We start from the raw sequence: 18427 nt of genomic DNA, 5'->3' as shown, positions 1-18427 counted from the left end.
CTGGCTGGTGGGAACCATCTGATGGAGCAGCTGAGGCCGGAGACGGGCGCTGGAGCAGGTCCTCACTTCGAAGGCGCCGCCGCCGCGCCGTCTGCGGTGTCGCGCACGTGGATCACTGCGATGTCGTCCGCGTAGATCCGCTTCCAGCCCTTGAGCTGGTCGAGGATCTGCGGCCCCGGCGCGTCGGCGACCAATAGCGTCGCGTCGATCTTGTACTCGTCCAGCAGGCGCGGCAGCAGCTCGGGCTTCCTGCCTTCCGTCGCCTCGAAGAAGTCCATGACGAACTTCTCGCCATACAGTTCGGCGCGGCCGTCGACGAAAACGGGAATATCGCGCGAGATCAGATAGCCGCCGAACTGGTAGGCGTTGAAGATGCGCTGTACCTTGCGTCGCTCGAGCAGGTCGACCGCCGCAACCGGCGTCTGCCTCATCGTGAAGGTGAAGCGGTGATGCCCCATATAGAGCGACGTCGACGTCCAGCCTGCCGCCACGATCATCAGCGCGGCAAGCGCGGTGACGGTGCGGGCCGGCCAGCGGTCGGCACCGGTGGCGTCAGGCGTCCGGCGCGGGAACATCTCGCCGAGCGGCCTTGCCAGCACCAGCGGCACCAGGAACGCAAATGCCTCGATGCTCCTGACATGGGTCAGCGCGCTCCAGGTCAGGAACAGGATCAGGAAGATCCGGGGCGCCGACAGCACCAGGCCGCGATAATAGCCGAATGCGATCAGGGCGAGCAGGGCGCCCTCGAACGGGGTGAACGTGGCGAAGTTCGCCGGCATCCATTCGCAGATCAGCGACAGCAGCTCGCCGAGTCTGAGGACGTTGCTCGCGCCCTGCAGCGTCCGCCATCCGTACGGCGTGCAGCAGCTCGCGATCAGCGCGCCGATTCCGAACAGCACCCAGCGCATGAACAGCGAAAGACGCCGTCCCTTCTCGGCGTGCTCGACCGCTTCGAGCGAGATCGGACCGATCAGCGCGAGGCCCAGCACGAAGCCGCCATGCAGGTTCGCCCAGAGCGCCATCAGCGGCAGCCAGGTCCAGGACGGCGCGCTCTTGCGGTCGGCAGCTGCCATCAACAAGCCGACCCACGCCACCATGACGGGCAGCGCCAGAATATGCGGACGTGCCAGTACGTGATGGATCGACAGCAGCAGCGCCAGCATCGCGAACAGTACCGCGCGCGGTGCCTCGATCTGCGCGTCGAGCAGATGGACGAAGATTGCGACCGCGAGCGCGAGAGCGACTGCGGTGAGGATGACGGGACCTGCCCAGCCCCATTGCGCATGGGAGAAGGCGAACGCGACCTGCGACAGCCACGGCGTCGATATCCACGGCGCGCCCATTCGCGGGAAGGAATAGAAGTCGGTGGTTGGCATGGCGCGGTGATCGAGGATCCATTGCCCGATCTTGATCTGCCAGAACGAGTCGGAATCCTGAAGCAGGCTATCGCCGAGAAAAAGGAAGAACAGATAGGCGACGGCGCCGACGCACAGCGGCACCAGGGCCCGCGTGCGGCTCTGCACGGCGATGCTGTTGGCGAAGGAGAGGGACATGCCGCCTCGTTGTCCTGCTTGTTCTTGTCGAGCTGACCGAGCGGACGACATTGGAGCATGGGCGCTCATAACTTCGGGTAAACCGGCTGCGCCAGGCAGATTCAAAGTCTCGACGATTTAATGGACTGTTTTGGATTTCGATTTACCATCGGCGAATACACGCAAACCGCTCGGTGTTTACGCAGTCGAATTAACTGCGGCGCAATTCTTTGCCTCTAGGTTCGGTTCCATGGTCGGGCGGCGCTGGGAAGCCGAAAAGACCGGATCAGTTGTAAGCCTCGTGTACTCATTTGGAGCACTCTATGAAGAACCTCGTTGCGCGTTTCGTGAAGGATGAATCCGGCGCCACCGCCATTGAATACGGCCTGATCGCTGCCGGCATCGCGCTGGCGATCATCACCGTCGTCAACCAGCTCGGCGGCACGCTGAACACCAAGTTCACCTCGATCCAGTCCAGCCTGAAGTAAGCTGGCGGACCATCGAGTTTCGAGAGCCCCGTCCTGGACGGGGCTCTTTTCTTTTTGGCGAACGATTCAAAGTCGCTGCCGCTACGCAAACTGTGGTGACGGCTGGTGCAGCGTCATTCGGCGAGGCCGACCTGCCAGACCGCCGACGCGGCAGGCGCGCCGGAAATCCGTGACGCGCCGTGCAGCCAACGAACAAAGAGCTTCACCGCCCAGATCGATGCTGCAGCGACGGCGATGCCGCCGACGACGTCAATGACGTAGTGCGCGCCGATCACCGGCGTCGACGCGATCATCAGGAGGTTCAGGGCGGCTGCGATGATGCCGATGCCGCGCACCGGCCACAGCGCCCACATATAGAGCACCGCGGAGGCGGCGTGAAAGCTTGGAAACGAGACGATGCCGGAGAGGAAGAACAGGCGGAGCTCGTGCAGGCTGCCGTCACGAAGTGCGAGAATGTCGCGCAACTGCCCGGCGTAAACGGCGGTGTTGATTTCAGGCAGATGCGCGGCAGGCAGTTGCAGCGCGTAATAGGTGCCGATCGCCGGCACCACGGCGGAGATTGCGATGGTCACCGCAAGCGCGAGGCTCGTCGCAAGCATGAACGATTGAAGGCGCACATAGCGGCCCGTCAACGCCAGCACGACGGGAACGCCGAGCAGCGGCAGCTTGATCAGCCCGTAGCCGCGCGCGAAGATGGTCGCGAGCCAGGGATGATCGTTGACGTATCGCGCGATCGCTTCGGGATCGAGACCGAGCGCGCGGTCGATCGCAAGCAGCGCCTGGTCCTGGAGCGGCCAGTTCAGCTTGCCCGCGACGTAGCTGAGCGGTCCGACGATGGCGCAGGTGAGAATGACCTGCCCGATTGCACCGAGCGAAAACACCAGCTTCGGATCCGCAAGCTCCGCTTTGACGATCCGATGGCCATAGGCGACCGCGAGCAGGAATGCGGCGATCGCCAACGTCACGCCGTAAGCAACCGGCTCGAGGCTCAGGTCTGCCCAAGGCAGGCCGATCGCCAGCAGTCCGGCCATGGCCGCGATCGGAAGCCAGTTCAGATGGAAAAGCTGCCAGGCGGTCCGGGCGTCCGTGTCGACCATGCTGCACCGAGGTGAGATCGCAGTATCCCGTACAGTCGCGGCGCAGTCTTAAGATCGCGGTAACAATCGTGGTTAGCCGTCACCAACCAAGTCGCCGTTATTTTGGGGTGAAGTCCCGCCTCCTTGAGAGACGCTCCACGCATTTCCCATCTTGTCATTCACTCTGAATAGTTGTTCAGTCCTTGCGGGGCGATTTGCATCTTTTGACGTGACGAAGCGTTCGGCCGCAGGGCGTGTGGCTGGCGTGTGGGACAGGAAGCGCGCCATGGTTTATCGGCGGACGCATCAAGTGGTGAAGCGCCTTGCGGCGCGGCGCAGCGCGATTCTTGCGGCGGCGCGGGAAGCAGCGGCGGAAGGCGGAATGGCGGCGGTGCAGATCGCGCCGGTCGCGGTCCGGGCCAATGTCGCAGCCGGCACGGTGTACCGTTACTTTCCCTCCAAGGCCGAGCTGATCTCCGAACTCATTGCCGAGGTCTCTCGCGACGAGCTCGCGGCGATCCGCCGGGCGGCCGATGCCGCTCCAGGACCGTCCTCGGCGCTGGCGGCCGCCGTGACCACCGTGGCGGTCCATACGCTGTCGCAGCGGCGGCTGGCCTGGGGCATCCTGGCCGAGCCCGTCGATGTCGATGTCAGCGCCTCCAGGCTGGCCAGCCGACGCGAGATCGCCGGCGAGATCGCGAGCCGCATCGACGCCGCCGTGCGGGCCGGTCACCTGCCGGCGCAGGACACTGCGCTCGCCGCCACCGCGCTGCTGGGGGCGCTGCATGAGGCTCTGGTCGGGCCGCTTGCGCCCGACAATCTCGGAGATCCCGTCAAGATGCGCGATGCGGTGCAGACCGTGACGCTGCTGGCGCTGCGCGCCGTCGGCGTCATGGACGCCCGCGCCCGCGGCCTGGTGGTGCAGCAGACGCTACTGCCGACGACGAAGGCGCTGGTTGGGGCGTAAAATCGCGCCGCGGTCGAGGCGGCGCCCTGATCGCGCTCAGGTCATTGCCTGAGCGTGCCTTTTCGTGAAATCCCAGCGAGCCCGCCAGTCCGGCCAGGCTACTGTACTGTGCATGGGGTTGTTTTTCGACTTTTTAGTTTTGGCCGCGCTGGCGGGCTTACATATCCGCGTCGCCCCCGGGGCCGACCGAGGCGATGCGCACCATGTTGGTGGTGCCGGGAATGCCGAGCGGCACGCCGGCGACGATGATCACGCGCTGGCCCGCGCGGACGAAGCCATCGCGGAACGCAATCTGGCCGGCGCGGCCCACCATGTCGTCCTGGTCGCGCGCGTCCTCCGCCACGACGCAATGCACGCCCCACACCACCGCGAGGCGGCGCCCCGCCGTGATGTTCGGCGTGATCGCCACGATCGGCGGCTTGGGCCGCTCGCGTGCGACCCGCACGGCGGTCGAGCCCGATGAGGTCCAGCAGATCAAAGCGGGCAGGTCCAGGGTTTCCGCCATCACGCGCGCGGCGTCTGCGATGGCGTCGCCGACGGTCGATTCGGGGTCCGGCCGCTGGGCCATGATCACCGAGCGGTAGGTCGGGTCGCGCTCGACCTCCTCGCCGATGCGGTTCATGGTCGAGACCGCCTCGACCGGGAATTTGCCGGCCGCCGATTCCGCCGACAGCATGATGGCGTCGGCGCCCTCATAGACGGCGGTGGCGACGTCCGAGACCTCGGCGCGGGTCGGCACCGGCGACTGAATCATCGATTCCAGCATCTGGGTCGCGATCACCACCGGCTTGCCGGCGCGGCGCGCCATCCGCGTCATCTGCTTCTGCAGGCTCGGCACGCGCTCGAGCGGCAGCTCGACGCCGAGGTCGCCGCGCGCCACCATCAGCGCATCCGATGCCTCGATGATGTCGGCGAGGCGGTCGATCGCCTGCGGCTTCTCGATCTTGGCCATGACCGCGGCGCGGCCGCGGATCATCCTCTTGGCCTCGAGCACGTCCTCGGCGCGCTGCACGAAGGACAGCGCGATCCAGTCGACGCCGGTGACGAGGGCCGCCTCGAGGTCGGCGCGGTCCTTCGGCGTCATCGCCGAGACCGGCAGGTCGGTGTCGGGCAGGCTGACGCCCTTGCGGTCGCTCATCTTGCCGCCGACCACGACGCGGGTCACCGCATGCTCTTTCGAGGTCTCCTCCGCGATCAGCCGCACCTTGCCGTCGTCGAGCAGCAGCGCATGGCCCGGCCGCAGTGCGGCCAGGATCTCCGGATGCGGGAGGTGGACGCGCGTGGCATCGCCGGGCGTCTTGTCGGAATCCAGCGTGAAGGTCTGCCCGTTCTGGAGCTGGACCGCGCCGTCGGCGAAGGCGCCCAGTCTCAGCTTCGGTCCCTGAAGATCGACCAGGATGCCGATCGGCCGGCCATAGCTGCTCTCGACGTTGCGGATCGTCGCCACCAGCTCCCGCATCTTGTCATGCGGGGTGTGGCTCATGTTGATGCGGAACAGGTCGGCGCCGGCCTCGAACAGGCGGCGGATCATCGCGAGGTCTGAAGAGGCGGGGCCCAGGGTCGCGAGAATCTTGATACGGCGAAGACGCCTCATGGCTTATTTCCAGACGGGGGCGGGGGCGCCGGCGGAAGGCCGGGCGCGGCGGGGGGCGTACCACCGGGCGGACTATTGGGCAAACCCGGAACGCCGCCCGGGCCCACCGGCCCGGGCAGGCCAGGTACGCGTTGCTGCGCCGGCTGTTCGTTGGCGTCGGTCAGCTGCACCGTCCAGGCCCGCTGCTCACCGGTGTCGACCTCGAAATAGCCGGTTCGGTCATAGCCGCGCGCCAGGCAGTCCTCGGTGCCGCGGATGGTGAACTCCTTGTCGCGCGAGCACATGAAGGCCTGGCCGGACCACTCGCCGCCGCGGTCATAATCGACGGCGTAGATGTAGTAGTAGCGAGCGACCAGCGTGCCTCGCAGCAGCGTCTCACAGGAACGCGACGAGATGTTCCACCAGCCCTCGGTGGTCCAGCCCTCGGCGTCCTTGTAGCCGAGCGCAATGCCAACCCGGCTCGAAGTGTTGTTGCAGAGGCGGAAATCGGCGGAGGCCGGTCTGGCCCAGAGGCACAGCAGGGCAACCATCAGCACCGGGACCAACCGGGCGAGCAGGCGAAGCGGGAAGCGGGGAGATTCGGCAATCATTGTCGCGGAAGCTATACCAGATCATTGACGATTTGGCGTAGGGCCGGGGAACTGCCCCTTAGCCGGGCTGTGGCCCGTTTGCGCCGCGATATGGCAAAATCTGTGACAGGACCCACCTGATCCCGTAAGGGTGACCGCCATCGGGACGGGCCTTAGGGAAGACAGCCATGGCAATCGACGACAAAACCAGAACGGAGCTCGAGGCGGCCGCTTTCCGGCGCCTGGTCGAGCATTTGCGGAGCCGGACGGACGTCCAGAACATCGACCTGATGAATCTGGCCGGCTTCTGCCGCAACTGCCTCTCCAACTGGCTCAAGGATGCCGCGGACGCCCAGGGCGTGCCCCTGAGCAAGGACGAGAGCCGGGAGGCCATCTACGGCATGCCCTACGAGACCTGGAAGGCAAAGTACCAGGGCACGGCCACGCCCGAGCAGCTCGAGGCGATGAAGAAGGTCCATCCCAACGGGCACTGACGCCTCGTCGCGCCGCTCTGAGTCGCACCACACAACAGCTTTCTTCGCGTCGGCGCAGGAAGGTGTGGGCGCGCTGTGGACGAGCGCGATGCTTGCTTGAACGCTGGGAGCGCCGACCCTAAGGGTCTACCCAGCACGCGCGGTGAGGGATGCCGGCGTCACCTCGTTTTGCCAGTTCCATTGGGAGTACCAAGATGGCCACCTCCGCCGCCGTCCGCGACGACGAGCCCGCGACGAAATTTGCCAAGGACCAGCTCAAATCCATCATCGAGCGCATCGAGCGGCTGGAGGAAGAGAAGAAGGCGATCTCCGACGACATCCGCGACGTCTATGCCGAGAGCAAGGGCAACGGCTACGACGTCAAGGCGCTGCGCACCATCGTGCGCCTGCGCAAGCAGGACCCCAACGAGCGCGCGGAGGCCGAGACCATTCTCGAGACCTACATGCAGGCGCTGGGGATGCTCTGAGGCGTTTTGTCTAGAGGCGTTGCAGCGCACCAAGCTTGGGCGAAATCTCGTCATCTGCTAGAGTGCTCGGTGAAGGGACCGAGCGATGGATGTGCCGGGACCAGAGCGCAGGCTTGCCGCAGTTCTCGCCGCAGACATGGTCGGCTTCAGCCGACTGATGGAGGTCGACGAGGCCGGCACACTTGCGCGCCTCAAGACCCATCGGGTCGAACTCATCGATCCCGCTATTACCAAGAATCGCGGTCGTATCATCAAGACGACCGGCGACGGCTTGCTGGTCGAATTCCACAGCGTCGTCGATGCCGTGCTGTGTGCCGCTGAGGTTCAGCATCGCATGGCGCGGCGCAACGCGGATGTGCCGCCGCCGCGGTGGATACAGTTCCGCATCGGCATCAATCTCGGCGATGTCATCGTCGATCAGAACGACATTTTCGGCGATGGCGTCAACGTCGCGGCGCGGCTGGAGACGCTCGCCGAGCCCGGAGGCATCTGCATCTCCAGCGCGGTTCGCGACCAGCTCGGCGAGCGCCTCGATGGCGTCGCATTCGAGGACATCGGCGAGCAGAACGTCAAGAACATCGCGCGCGCCATCCGCGTCTACCGGATCCGATTGGAGGATGTGCCGGCAAGCACGCCAGTCGGTGCGACGGCCGCCGCAAAGCCGACTGGCAAGTCGAAGAAGCCGTCGATCGCCGTGCTGCCGTTCGCCAATATGAGCGGCGATCCGGAGCAGGAGTTCTTCGCCGACGGTCTCACCGAGGACATCATCACCGAGCTTTCACGCTTCCACGATCTGCTGGTGATCTCGCGCAACTCGACCTTCGTGTACAAGGGAAAGTCGGTCAAGGTACAGGATGTTGGCCGCGAATTCGGTGTCGACTACGTCATCGAGGGAAGCGTGCGAAAGGCCGGGGATCGCGTCCGCGTCACCGTGCAGCTGATCGATGCGGAGACGGATCGGCACATTTGGGCCGAGCGTTACGATGGCGAGCTCAAGGACATCTTCGCCATCCAGGACGAGATGACCCGGGCGATCGCCGCCACGTTGCCCGGCCGCGTCGAGGCGGCGACGCACGATCGCGCGAACCGCAAGCCGACGGACAACATGGCGGCCTACGAATGCGTGCTGGCCGCGAAGGTCTTGCATCATCGCTCCAATCGCGAAGACAATGCGCGGGCGCAACTTCTGCTCGACCGGGCGCTCGAACTCGACGCGAGCTATGCGCACGCGCATGCGTGGAAGGCGTGCGTTCTGGGCCAGACCTGGGTCTATAATTGGTGCGCGGATCGCGACGCCACCTTCCAGCAGGTGGCTTCAGAGCTGGAAACCGCGCTGGTTCTCGACGACAATGACGCCGACGTCCACCGCATCCTCGCGGCACTCAATCTGAATCGCGACGACCATGATAAGGCCACTTACCATCAGGAACGCGCGCTCGCGCTCAACCCGAATTATGACCTCGTAGTGGTGCAGCAGGGCGAACTGCTGACCTGGCTGGGAAGACCGGAGGAGGGGATCGACTGGATCAAGAAGGCGATGCGGCTCAACCCGTATCACCCGGAACGATTCTGGAGCCATCTCGGGCGCGCCTATTACTGTGCCGAGAAATACGCCGAAGCCGCCGAAGCCCTCTCGCGGATCTCACGCCCCGATCACACCCATCATGCGTTCCTCGCCGGGATCTTCGCGCAGATGGGCAATGCCGTGGCTGCCGGCGCGCACGCGGCCGAAGTTCTCAAGCGTGAGCCGGCATTTTCCGTCGCCAATCATCTTTCCACCCAGCATTATAAGCGGGAGGTCGATCGTCAGCGCTATGAGGCAGGCCTCCTCCGGGCAGGCCTGCCTCCTTGATCTGGCGCACGGCGGAGACCGATTGCCGATCCATCGAGAGTGAGACTGTGACCGAGCCGATATTGCGGCGCGAGGTGAGCCGCGCCTTCGACGCCTTTCCGGCGCCAATGCGCCGGCGGCTCCTTCAGGTGCGCGATCTGATCTTTGCGACCGCCGCGGCGCATGAGGAGGTCGGCCGGCTCAGCGAAACGCTGAAATGGGGCGAGCCCGCCTATCTGACCGAAGAGACAGGCAGCGGCTCAACGATCAGGCTCGGCCGCCTGAAGGATTCCGATCACGCCGCCATTCTGTTCAACTGCAAGACGACACTGGTCGACACCTTTCGCGAGCGCTTTCCAGATCAGTTCGAGTACCGGCAGACCAGGGCGTTGCTGCTGCCGGTTGCGGGCAAATTGCCGAAGCGGGAGCTCGCCGTCTGCTTGTCGCTGGCGCTGACCTATCATCTGGATCGGCGGGGCAAAAAAGCGCGATAAGGCGGACTTGTAGCCCTGGTGGAGCGCAGCGAAATCCGGGGTCTCGCGCAGCACGCGCCGCTTTCCCGGGTTGCGCTTCGCTCCATCCGGGCTACGAGATTGATTTCTTGAAAATAGTAAGGGCGATCAGCGCAGCGCGGCGGTGCGCACGACGAACGAGGTCGTCTCGAGCTTTGCGGTCGCGCTGCCGGAGAAATTGTCGCAGGACAGGCCCTGCATCGGGTCGTCGGAGAAGCCCATCGCGATCACGGCCTTCGGCTTGACGAAATAGCCGCGCAGCGCAGCCAAATCGAGTTCGCCCATCAGCGTCACCGACATGGCGCGGCTGGCGCTCGGCGATAGCATCAGGATCTTGAGCCAGACGCTCTCGCCCTTGGCTGCGGAGAGGCGGGTCGCGGTTGCGATCCTGCCGTCGATGCTCTTGCCGACCACCGTGTTGATCTCCGTCGCCTGAGCCACGCTGCGGGACGTCGCGGCGGGGCGGGCCGTGCGCGGGATCGGCGCGGAGGCGACGACGACATTGGCGCGATCGACGGGGGAGGCCGCGGGCGCGTAAGCCAGGGCCTGGAAGGCTGCGTTGGACACGCTCGCGGTTGGTTGCGGATCGGTGGTGGCGGCGAGTGCCTGGCGAGCCTTCAGTGCTGCGACCTGCGCTGGCGTGGCCTGCTGCGGCGCAGCCGGGACATCATCCCAGAAGCCGCGGGCATTGATGATGTCGGCCGGGGTCTCCGGCTTTCCGTCAACAGGCTTGCCAGTCGGCGGCTTGTCAGCCACGGGCCCGGCCTTCGGCTTGGGCGGCGCAACGATCTGCGCATCGGCCGAAGCAAGCTGGAGGGTTGCGCCGATCTGCGGCTTGGCGCGCGGCGTCGGCACCGGCTCGGCGGGCTTAGCGGCGGCTGCGACGACGGTCGGCACCGCCGGCTTCGCGGCCGGGGCGGGCGCGCCCTCGTCATCCTCGTCGCTGGCGGCTGGAGCTGCCGACTTGCCCTTGAACAAGGCGGCGAAGAAATTCGGTTTGCTGCCGGCATCGTCGCCGCTGCCGCGCCGCTCGATCTCGGCCTTGGCGAGCTCATAGCCCTTGAGCGGCGTGCCGTCGGTTGGCAGATGCACCGTCTTGCCGTCCGGGAACACGCGCGCGAGCTGGTCATGCGTCATGCGCGGCCAGTGCCGGATGCTGCCGGTGTCGAGGTGCACGAAAGGCGAGCCGGAGGTCGGGTAGAAGCCGACGCCGCCGCGCTGCAGGCGCAGGCCGGCGAAGCGGATCTGCTCCAGCGGCACGCCCGGGATGTAGAAGTCCATCGCATGTCCCAGCATGTGCTGGCTGAAGCGCGCCACACCGGATGAGCGGCGGCGGAGCATGGCGTTGGTGGCGGGAGAGCGATAGGAGGAGATGATCTGGATCGGCTGCTTGCCGTCGACGTCGCGATAGACTTCCCAGAGGATGTCGAAGAGGCGACGGTCCATCACCGTCTCCTCCTGGGTGCGCCAGTCGCGCAGGAAGTGGTTGAGCTGCTTCAGCGCCGCTTCGTCGTAGCGCCCGTCGCGCTTGAAGGTGACGGTGAGATCTTCGCCGGAATGGGTATGGTGGAAGGAGAGCGTCTTGGTCTCGTTCAGCGCGGCGGCATCATGAACCGAACCGGCGGCCGCAAGCAGCAATGCAGCCGCGAGGCCGATCCGGGATCCGGCCTTCACGCCCGCATGGGACAACGACAGCACAGCGAATTGGCGTGCGAAACCAGTCAGCACGTATGAGCCCACCCAGTCGACGAGCGTTCAAATGGACTCTCCCGCCAACCCCGTTAGCAGCGCGAAAGAGGATGAACGCTTTCTTAAAGCGAGAAGGTTAATTCGAGGTTGACCTTCCCGCCCCCAAACCAAGCCAGACTACGATCCTAAACGGTTGACTGTGGCAAAAAAACGCCCGCTGCCCGAACGCAGGTTGGAGAATGGTTAACGTTAAACGGCCCCATCCAGAGGACAGGGCCGCTGATTTCATTGCAGAATTCTTGTGAACCAGGCGCTGAGCCGGGCTCAGCGGGTAAACACCCGCTGCGGACGACGGCCGACTGGCGCTGGCGGTTGGGTCGAGGCCGGCGCTCCGAACAGCCGCTCGAAGAAGTTTGGTCCAGACGAGCCGAAGCCGCCGCCATTGTTGGCCACCGCGACCCCTGATGGCAGCGTCGTCGCCGGGCGGGAATAGCTCGGCTGAGAATGGGCCACGACGGCCTCGAGGTCCTTGCCGCGGTTGTTCTTCAGGATGTTGAGCATGGTCGCGTCGCGGCCGTAAACGTCCTTGCGGAATTGCAGCTTGCCGGCATCGTCCACGAACGCGGTCTGATAGGTGATGTTGACCGGGATCGGCGTCGGGAATTTCAGGTCGATCTCGCTCTTGCCATACATGCTGCGCACGCGCTCGGGCGTGTACTTCTCGCTCGGCATGGTGATGTTGAGCAGCACGGACGCGTATTGATCCGGATTCTGCACTCGCATGCAGCCATGGCTGAAGGCGCGGTCTTCCTTGGCGAACAGGTTCTTGTCCGGCGTGTCGTGCTGATAGACCAGGAACTTGTTCGGGAAGTTGAAGCGGATGCGGCCGAGCGCGTTGGCTTCACCCGGCGGCTGCGAGATGTGCACCGAGCCGTCGCGGTTCTGTTCGAGCTTGAGGCCCATGCGCTGGAGCACGGTCGGGTCCTGCTGAAGCGCCGGCAGATATTCGTTGTAGACGATCGACGGCGGCACGTTCCAGGTCGGGTTGACCGTGATGTACTTCATCGTCTCGGTCAGCAGCGGGGTGGCGTGCTGCCCCGGCTTGCCGGTGACGACGCGGGTGGTCCAGACCTGCTGGCCGTGCTGCATCACTTTCAGCGTGTAGTCGGGAATGTTGAGGATGACATAGGCATCGCCCAGTGAAGGCGCGCCGAGATCGCGCGGCAGCCAGCGCCAGCGCTCCATGTTCACCAGCACGGTGTCGATCTGCTTATCGCGCTTCGGGGTGTTGAGCGCCTTGACCGTCTTGTCGTCGAGAATGCCGGTCGGCTTCATCTCGGCGCCGCTCTGGAATTTGCGCACGGCGTCTGCGACCGCTGCGTCATAGCGGGTGTCGCTGGCGTTCTCGGTGATACCGAGCTTGGCGCGGAGCTGCGGCACGCGCGGATCTTCCACCACCACCTCAGCCTGCTTCTTGCCGGCCGGGGTGTATTTCAGCGAAGGGCCCTCGGCGATCTCGATCACCGGGCCATTGCCCTGGCCGCGCAGCTCGGCGAGCTTGGCCTTCAGCGCCTTGTAGAGCTTGTGCGGCGGGTTGTAGCTGTCGAGCGCCGCGGAGGCATCCGCCGCGGTCGTGACCTTGGTCAGCACCTCGCTCGGATCGACCGGATGCTCGGGATAGAGGATGTCGGCGCTGACTTGCGACCAGTGCATGCGGCCGCTCTGGGCATGGCGCGCATAGTCGAACATGCTGGCGGTGAGCTTGAGCTCGGCATCCGCCAGCGCATCGGGGGTGGTGGCGGCGGCGAAATCCGGCACCGGATAGTCGGCGGGATTGAGGCCGTCGGACGCCGCGTCCTTCAGCCGCGCGATCACGCCCTTGGCCGCGGCGGTCAGGGCGCCGCCTTGGGTCCAGACCGGCGCGAAATCGCGGGCGCCGTAAAACTTCTCGACCGCCGCGCGCTCGTTCTTGTGGTCGAAATAGCGCGAGGCCTTGGCGCCGATGACGTCCTTGAGCTTGTCCGCGACCGGCTGGTCGGCGGCGGGCACGTTGCTCGCTGCCTTCACGGGCTCAGCGGCGGGAGCCGCTGCGGCAGCAGGTGCCGTGGGAGCGGCCGGCGTGACGGTGGCGGTGTCAGCCTTGGCGGGCTCGGTTTTGGCGGGCTCGGTCTTGGCAGGCTCGGTCTTGGCGGGCTCGGTCTTCGCCGTCTCGCTCTTCGGCGCTTCGGGCGCGGGCGTGGTGGCGACGTCGGACGGCTTGGTCTCGACCTTGTCCGGTGCCGGCGCGGCGTCCGCCTTAATCGACTCCCTCGCAGTTTCCTTGCTGGAGTCCTGCACTGTGGCGGTGCTGTCGAGCTTGATGTCGGCCGCAGTCGGAGGCGGGACGTTGGCCGGCTCGGGGCGCGGGATCGCAGCTTCGATCGCAAGCTCTGCTGCGCTGCTGCGCGCCTGATCCTGCGCCAGGGCCGAGCTGGCCGACACCGTGAGGAAGGTCGCCGCGACCGTCATCAAGACACGGTCAAAGCCCGCACGGTGGTTCAAACAGTCACGCATTGTGTCGCACCCCTCGGGTGAGCTGTCCCCTCGTGGAACAGCTTCGTTATCGCCTATTGGTGAGTTTCGGCTAAACCGCGCCGGCCTCTCGAAAGTTGCACGCCTGCACGCAACGATTCCTACGCAGACGATATACAGGCCCCGATTTTGCAGCCAGCGCTACCGGGAACAACTCACGACAAACTGACTTCAACGGAGCCTCTTGGCAACGGATTGTGCGCTTCTGCCACGCGCTTTTCCCTCTGTCTGTCACTTCCAGGTCACGGTTCAAATCGCAGTCGAATTCTGTCGTCATGCGAACGGCTTACGGCCGTCTCGCGCCGTTGCGCGAACCGCCGTTCGCACTGGGCTCAGTGCGTCTCCTCACCGCTTTTGCCGCCATGTCCGGGAACCCCCGCCTCGTCGAGTTTGCGGTACAGCGTTGACCGGCCGATTTTGAGCCGGCGAGCCACTTCGGACATCTGGCCGCGATAGTGCGAGATCGCGAAGCGGATGATCTCGTTCTCCATGTCTTCCAGCGAGCGGACATCCCCCGTCGCGGTGAGCAGGGCGAGAGTTCCTACGGCGGGGAGCGGAGCGATTGGTATTTCACTACCTGAGACCACAGAAGGCATTGGGGGCTCGAGCATCAGCGGCGCGGTCGGAATATCCGTGATGGGATGCGCCTGGGAGGCGAGCAGGGGGAAATCGCCGAGGCCGAGCTGGTCGGCGTCGCTCATCACCACCGCGCGGTAGACCGCGTTCTCGAGCTGGCGGATGTTGCCGGGCCAGTCGAGCTGGGCAAGCTGAGCCACGGCCTCGCCGCTGATGCCGGTGATGGGGCGGTTCTCCTCGGCGGCAAAGCGCGCGATGAAATGTCTGAGCAGATGCGGGATATCCTCACGGCGGGCGCGCAGCGAAGGGATCGTCAGCGGCAGCACGTGCAGGCGATAGAACAGGTCTTCCCGGAAATGTCCCTGCTTCACCCGCTCCAGCAGCTTGCGATTGGTGGCCGAGATGATGCGGACGTCGACCTTGACCGGCTTGCGGCCGCCGACTGCCTCCACGGCTCCTTCCTGGAGCGCGCGCAGCAGCTTCACTTGCGCGGTCAGCGGCAGCTCGCTGACTTCATCCAGAAACAGCGTGCCGCCATGGGCCTCGACAAACTTGCCCATGTGCCGCTCAGTGGCGCCGGTGAAGGCGCCCTTCTCGTGGCCGAACAGGATGGACTCGACGAGATTGTCGGGAATCGCGCCGCAATTGACCGCGACGAACGGCTTGGCCTTGCGCTCGCCGCTGCCATGGATAGCGCGCGCAAACATCTCCTTGCCCACGCCGGACTCGCCCTCGATCAGCACGGGGATCGCGGAGTTTGCCGCCTTCTGTGCGGCTCGCATCACGCCCGTCATGGCCTCCGAGCGCGTGATGATGTCCGAGAAGGTCAGCCGGCCTTCGCGGCTGTGACGGATACGCTGCAATTCGCCTTTGAGCGCCGACGTGTTGAGCGCGTTGCGCAAGGACACCTGGAGCCGCTCCACGCCGACCGGCTTGACGACGAAATCGGCCGCGCCCGCCCGCATCGCCGAGATCACGTTGTCGATGCCGCCATGGGCGGTCTGCACGATGACGGGGATGCTCAGGCCCGCTTCGCGGATCTTCGCCAATACGCCCATGCCGTCGAGGCCGGGCATCACGAGATCGAGGATGACGGCGTCGATGGCCGGTGCATCGGGCGCGGTGAGGGCGGCGATTGCGGCGTCGCCGGAGTCCACGACGACCGTCTCATAGCCGCATTTCTGCACCATGTTCTCGACCAGCCGGCGGGCTACAGCGTCGTCGTCGGCGATCAAAATACTGGCAGCCATGGTGTTCCCCGCACGCTACTACTATCTGTCTCGAATCGGGGCACTCTGGCCGAAGCCGATTAACGCACGCTTAAACCTTGATGCCCCCGCCCGCCGCCGCGATTGTTGAACACAGGTTTCCCACACAATGAATTCGCGCTCCAAGACCGCTCTCACGAAGACCGCTCTCACGAAGACCGGTCTCACAAAGTCTGCCCTCCGCAAGCCCGCCACCAAGACCACCGCCGCCAAGACATCTGCCGCTAAGACATCTGCCGCTAAGACATCTGCCGCCAAGACATCTGTCGCCAAGACATCTGCCGCCAAGACAAAACCCTCCAAGGCTGCGAGCAAGACCGGCAAGCTTCCGGAGTGGAACCTGGCCGATCTCTATTCCGGGATCGATGCGCCGGAAGTGGCGCGCGATCTCGAAACGTTGGACGCCGACTGCGTTGCCTTCGAGACGGACTACAAGGGCAAGCTGGCGACAGGGACAGCAAACGAAAATGGCGGAAAATGGCTCGCCGAGGCGGTGCGACGCTATGAGGCGATCGACGATCTCGCCGGCCGCCTCGGTTCCTATGCCGGCCTCGTGCATGCCGGCGACAGCGTGGACCCTGCGATTTCAAAGTTTTACGGCGACGTGTCCGAGCGCCTGACGGCGGCGTCCACGCATCTGTTGTTCTTCGCGCTCGAGCTCAATCGGATCGATGACGATATTTTGAATCGCGCGATGCAGGCCACCGAGCTCGCGCACTATCGTCCCTGGATCGAGGATCTGCGCAAGGAAAAGCCCTACCAGCTCGATGACAAGCTCGAGCAGCTCTTCCTGGAGAAGGCACAGACCGGCTATTCCGCCTTCAACCGGCTGTTCGATCAGACCATCTCGGGCCTGCGCTTCAAGGTCGGCTCCAAGGAGCTCGCGATCGAGCCGACGCTCAATCTGCTGCAGGACCGCGACGGCTTAAAGCGCAAGAGCGCGGCGGAGGCGCTGGCGAAAACCTTCAAGGCCAATGAACGCACCTTTGCGCTGATCACCAACACGCTTGCCAAGGACAAGGACATCTCCGACCGCTGGCGCGGTTTCAAGGACGTCGCGGATTCCCGCCATCTGAACAACCGCGTCGAGCGCGAGGTCGTCGACGCGCTGGTCGCCTCGGTGCGCGCAGCCTATCCAAAGCTGTCGCATCGCTATTACGCGCTCAAGGCGAAGTGGTTCGGCAAGAAGCGGCTGGCCTATTGGGACCGCAACGCGCCGCTGCCGTTCGCGGCGACCGACGTTATCGCCTGGCCGGAGGCGCGAAGCATGGTGCTGACGGCCTATCGCGGCTTCTCGTCTGAGATGGCCGATATCGCCGAGCGCTTCTTCACGGACCGCTGGATTGACGCGCCGGTGCGGCCGGGCAAGGTGCCGGGGGCGTTCTCGCATCCCACCACGCCGTCGGCACACCCCTACGTGCTGATGAACTACCAGGGCAAGCCGCGCGACGTGATGACGCTCGCCCACGAGCTCGGCCATGGCGTCCATCAGGTGCTGGCGGCAAAGAACGGCGCGCTGATGGCGCCGACGCCACTGACGCTGGCCGAAACTGCGAGCGTGTTCGGCGAGATGCTCACCTTCAAGCGTCTCCTTGCCCAGACCAGGAACGCAAAGCAGCGACAGGCGCTGCTCGCCGGCAAGGTCGAGGACATGATCAACACCGTGGTGCGGCAGATCGCGTTCTATTCCTTCGAGCGTGCGGTCCACACCGAGCGCAAGAACGGCGAGCTCACCGCGACCCGGCTCGGCGAGATCTGGCTGTCGGTGCAGGGGGAGAGCCTCGGTCCGGCGATCGAGATCAAGGCGGGCTACGAGAACTACTGGATGTACATCCCGCACTTCATCCACTCACCATTCTACGTCTACGCCTACGCCTTCGGCGACTGTCTCGTGAACTCGCTTTATGCGGTCTACGAGAACGCGGCCGAAGGCTTTGCGGAGCGCTATCTCGACATGCTCGCCGCCGGCGGCACCAAGCACTATTCCGAGCTGCTGCGCCCGTTCGGGTTGGACGCCAAGGACCCCAAGTTCTGGGATGGCGGTCTCTCGGTCATCGCCGGCATGATCGACGAGCTGGAGGCAATGGGCTGAGGAGAGGGTGCCCGAATTCAGGGCAGGGGCGGCGCCGGGTATCCGTTGAACCGCGGTTCAGCAAAGGCAAGCGAGCGCTTTGGATCCGCGATAATCGGGATTCCAAATGAGCCTATTTGCTGGAAAACCGCCCCTCCGTGCCGTTGCCCTGTCCGACGGTTTAAGGTATCCCAGCCGAAGAATTCGACTTTCGACTGGGGACATCCATGGCAGATCATAGCGAAGTTGCGTACAGCACCGCCGACGGCAACGACTACGTTTCGCACGAGCAGACCTATGAGGGCTTCATCAAGCTGGTGAAGTACGGCACGGCTTCGGTCGCGCTCATCGTGATCCTGATGGCGATCTTCCTCACCTGACCCGTCTTCGGCAGCTGCACACGCCAACGGCAGCTGCTGCTCAGAAAACTTGCATACAAACCGGTCCCAGAACCGGTATCGAACGCCGCGGGAGTAACGCTTAGTTTGCGCGTGCGCTGTCCCGCGCCGCCGGAGGAGCTATGAAGATCGCCGTTGCCAAGGAAATCGATCCGCTCGAGCCGCGGGTCGCTGCTTCGCCCGATACGGTGAAGAAGTTCAAGGCGCTGGGCGCCGAGGTTGCTGTCGAGCCGGGTGCCGGTATCAAGTCGGGCCTGCCGGATTCCGAGTTCACCGCCGCCGGTGCCACCGTCAGCGCCGATGCGCTCAAGGACGCGGATATCA

At 64.9% G+C, this 18427-nt stretch carries 15 protein-coding genes and 1 pseudogene; 9 read left to right on the top strand and 7 right to left on the bottom strand.

From position 1 onward, the window contains the following. Positions 1-62: 62 nt before the first annotated feature. Positions 63-1553 carry a hypothetical protein gene (locus tag EAV90_RS19340; protein ID WP_129144376.1) on the bottom strand — a complete coding sequence of 497 codons (1491 nt, stop codon included), beginning with the start codon at positions 1551-1553 and terminating at the stop codon, positions 63-65. A gap of 302 nt (positions 1554-1855) precedes the next feature. Between EAV90_RS19340 and EAV90_RS19335 the strand changes: the two genes are divergently transcribed. Then, positions 1856-2020 carry a Flp family type IVb pilin gene (locus EAV90_RS19335; protein WP_122405621.1) on the top strand — a complete coding sequence of 55 codons (165 nt, stop codon included), beginning with the start codon at positions 1856-1858 and terminating at the stop codon, positions 2018-2020. Between the two features lie 113 nt (positions 2021-2133). On the opposite strand, the gene EAV90_RS19330 is transcribed toward EAV90_RS19335, so the two are convergent. Next, the gene (locus EAV90_RS19330) at positions 2134-3117 is read right to left on the bottom strand and encodes a phosphatase PAP2 family protein (RefSeq protein ID WP_129144375.1); all 984 of its coding nucleotides are present in this window, start codon (positions 3115-3117) and stop codon (positions 2134-2136) included. A 265-nt stretch (positions 3118-3382) separates the two neighbouring features. Here EAV90_RS19330 and EAV90_RS19325 point away from each other — a divergent pair, with 265 nt between their 5' ends. Then, positions 3383-4063 carry a TetR/AcrR family transcriptional regulator gene (locus tag EAV90_RS19325; protein WP_122405619.1) on the top strand — a complete coding sequence of 227 codons (681 nt, stop codon included), beginning with the start codon at positions 3383-3385 and terminating at the stop codon, positions 4061-4063. Between the two features lie 157 nt (positions 4064-4220). Here EAV90_RS19325 and pyk read toward each other — a convergent pair whose 3' ends face one another. After that, positions 4221-5657: a pyruvate kinase gene (pyk, locus tag EAV90_RS19320; protein WP_122405618.1), complete on the bottom strand. Its 1437-nt coding sequence runs from the start codon at positions 5655-5657 to the stop codon at positions 4221-4223. After that, entirely contained in the window at positions 5654-6247 is a 594-nt protein-coding gene (locus EAV90_RS19315; RefSeq protein WP_122405617.1) for a DUF1036 domain-containing protein, read from the bottom strand. Before EAV90_RS19315 ends, pyk begins: the two co-directional genes overlap by 4 nt. Positions 6248-6414: 167 nt before the next feature. Between EAV90_RS19315 and EAV90_RS19310 the strand changes: the two genes are divergently transcribed. The 4 genes from EAV90_RS19310 (at position 6415) to EAV90_RS19295 (ending at position 9512) form a co-directional block, all read left to right on the top strand. Beyond that, the gene (locus tag EAV90_RS19310) at positions 6415-6720 is read left to right on the top strand and encodes a DUF1244 domain-containing protein (RefSeq protein ID WP_122405616.1); all 306 of its coding nucleotides are present in this window, start codon (positions 6415-6417) and stop codon (positions 6718-6720) included. A gap of 194 nt (positions 6721-6914) precedes the next feature. Then, complete coding sequence (locus EAV90_RS19305) at positions 6915-7187, top strand: DUF2312 domain-containing protein (RefSeq protein WP_018641571.1); 273 nt, start codon at positions 6915-6917, stop codon at positions 7185-7187. Positions 7188-7272: 85 nt separating this feature from the next. Then, positions 7273-9039, top strand: a complete 1767-nt coding sequence (locus EAV90_RS19300; protein WP_129144374.1) for an adenylate/guanylate cyclase domain-containing protein — start codon at positions 7273-7275, stop codon at positions 9037-9039. Positions 9040-9086: 47 nt separating this feature from the next. Next, on the top strand, positions 9087-9512 hold the full coding sequence (locus tag EAV90_RS19295) for a DUF1801 domain-containing protein (protein ID WP_122405614.1): 426 nt from the start codon (positions 9087-9089) through the stop codon (positions 9510-9512). A gap of 126 nt (positions 9513-9638) precedes the next feature. Here the strand turns inward: EAV90_RS19295 and EAV90_RS19290 are convergent, their stop codons facing one another. The 3 genes from EAV90_RS19290 to EAV90_RS19280 all read right to left on the bottom strand — a co-directional run bounded on the left by EAV90_RS19290 (position 9639) and on the right by EAV90_RS19280 (position 15616). Then, positions 9639-11258 carry a peptidoglycan L,D-endopeptidase MepK gene (locus EAV90_RS19290; RefSeq protein WP_245509562.1) on the bottom strand — a complete coding sequence of 540 codons (1620 nt, stop codon included), beginning with the start codon at positions 11256-11258 and terminating at the stop codon, positions 9639-9641. A gap of 285 nt (positions 11259-11543) precedes the next feature. Further along, on the bottom strand, positions 11544-13772 hold the full coding sequence (locus EAV90_RS19285) for a L,D-transpeptidase family protein (RefSeq protein WP_129144372.1): 2229 nt from the start codon (positions 13770-13772) through the stop codon (positions 11544-11546). A gap of 350 nt (positions 13773-14122) precedes the next feature. Further along, positions 14123-15616 (bottom strand): sigma-54-dependent transcriptional regulator, encoded by a 1494-nt coding sequence (locus EAV90_RS19280; RefSeq protein ID WP_122405611.1) that lies wholly within the window; start codon positions 15614-15616, stop codon positions 14123-14125. Between the two features lie 127 nt (positions 15617-15743). Here EAV90_RS19280 and EAV90_RS19275 point away from each other — a divergent pair, with 127 nt between their 5' ends. The 3 genes and pseudogenes from EAV90_RS19275 to EAV90_RS19265 all read left to right on the top strand — a co-directional run. Beyond that, positions 15744-17726, top strand: coding sequence for a M3 family oligoendopeptidase (locus EAV90_RS19275; protein ID WP_129144371.1), 1983 nt, complete (start codon positions 15744-15746; stop codon positions 17724-17726). A gap of 206 nt (positions 17727-17932) precedes the next feature. Continuing rightward, positions 17933-18085 carry an aa3-type cytochrome c oxidase subunit IV gene (locus tag EAV90_RS19270; protein ID WP_122405609.1) on the top strand — a complete coding sequence of 51 codons (153 nt, stop codon included), beginning with the start codon at positions 17933-17935 and terminating at the stop codon, positions 18083-18085. Positions 18086-18225: 140 nt separating this feature from the next. Beyond that, positions 18226-18427: pseudogene (locus EAV90_RS19265) on the top strand (NAD(P)(+) transhydrogenase (Re/Si-specific) subunit alpha); the annotation flags it as partial.

Source organism: Bradyrhizobium vignae, assembly GCF_004114425.1.
In the GTDB taxonomy this organism is placed as follows: domain Bacteria; phylum Pseudomonadota; class Alphaproteobacteria; order Rhizobiales; family Xanthobacteraceae; genus Bradyrhizobium; species Bradyrhizobium vignae.
Note: the sequence above shows the minus strand (reverse complement) of the source record. Positions and strands in the feature narration are given on the sequence as shown.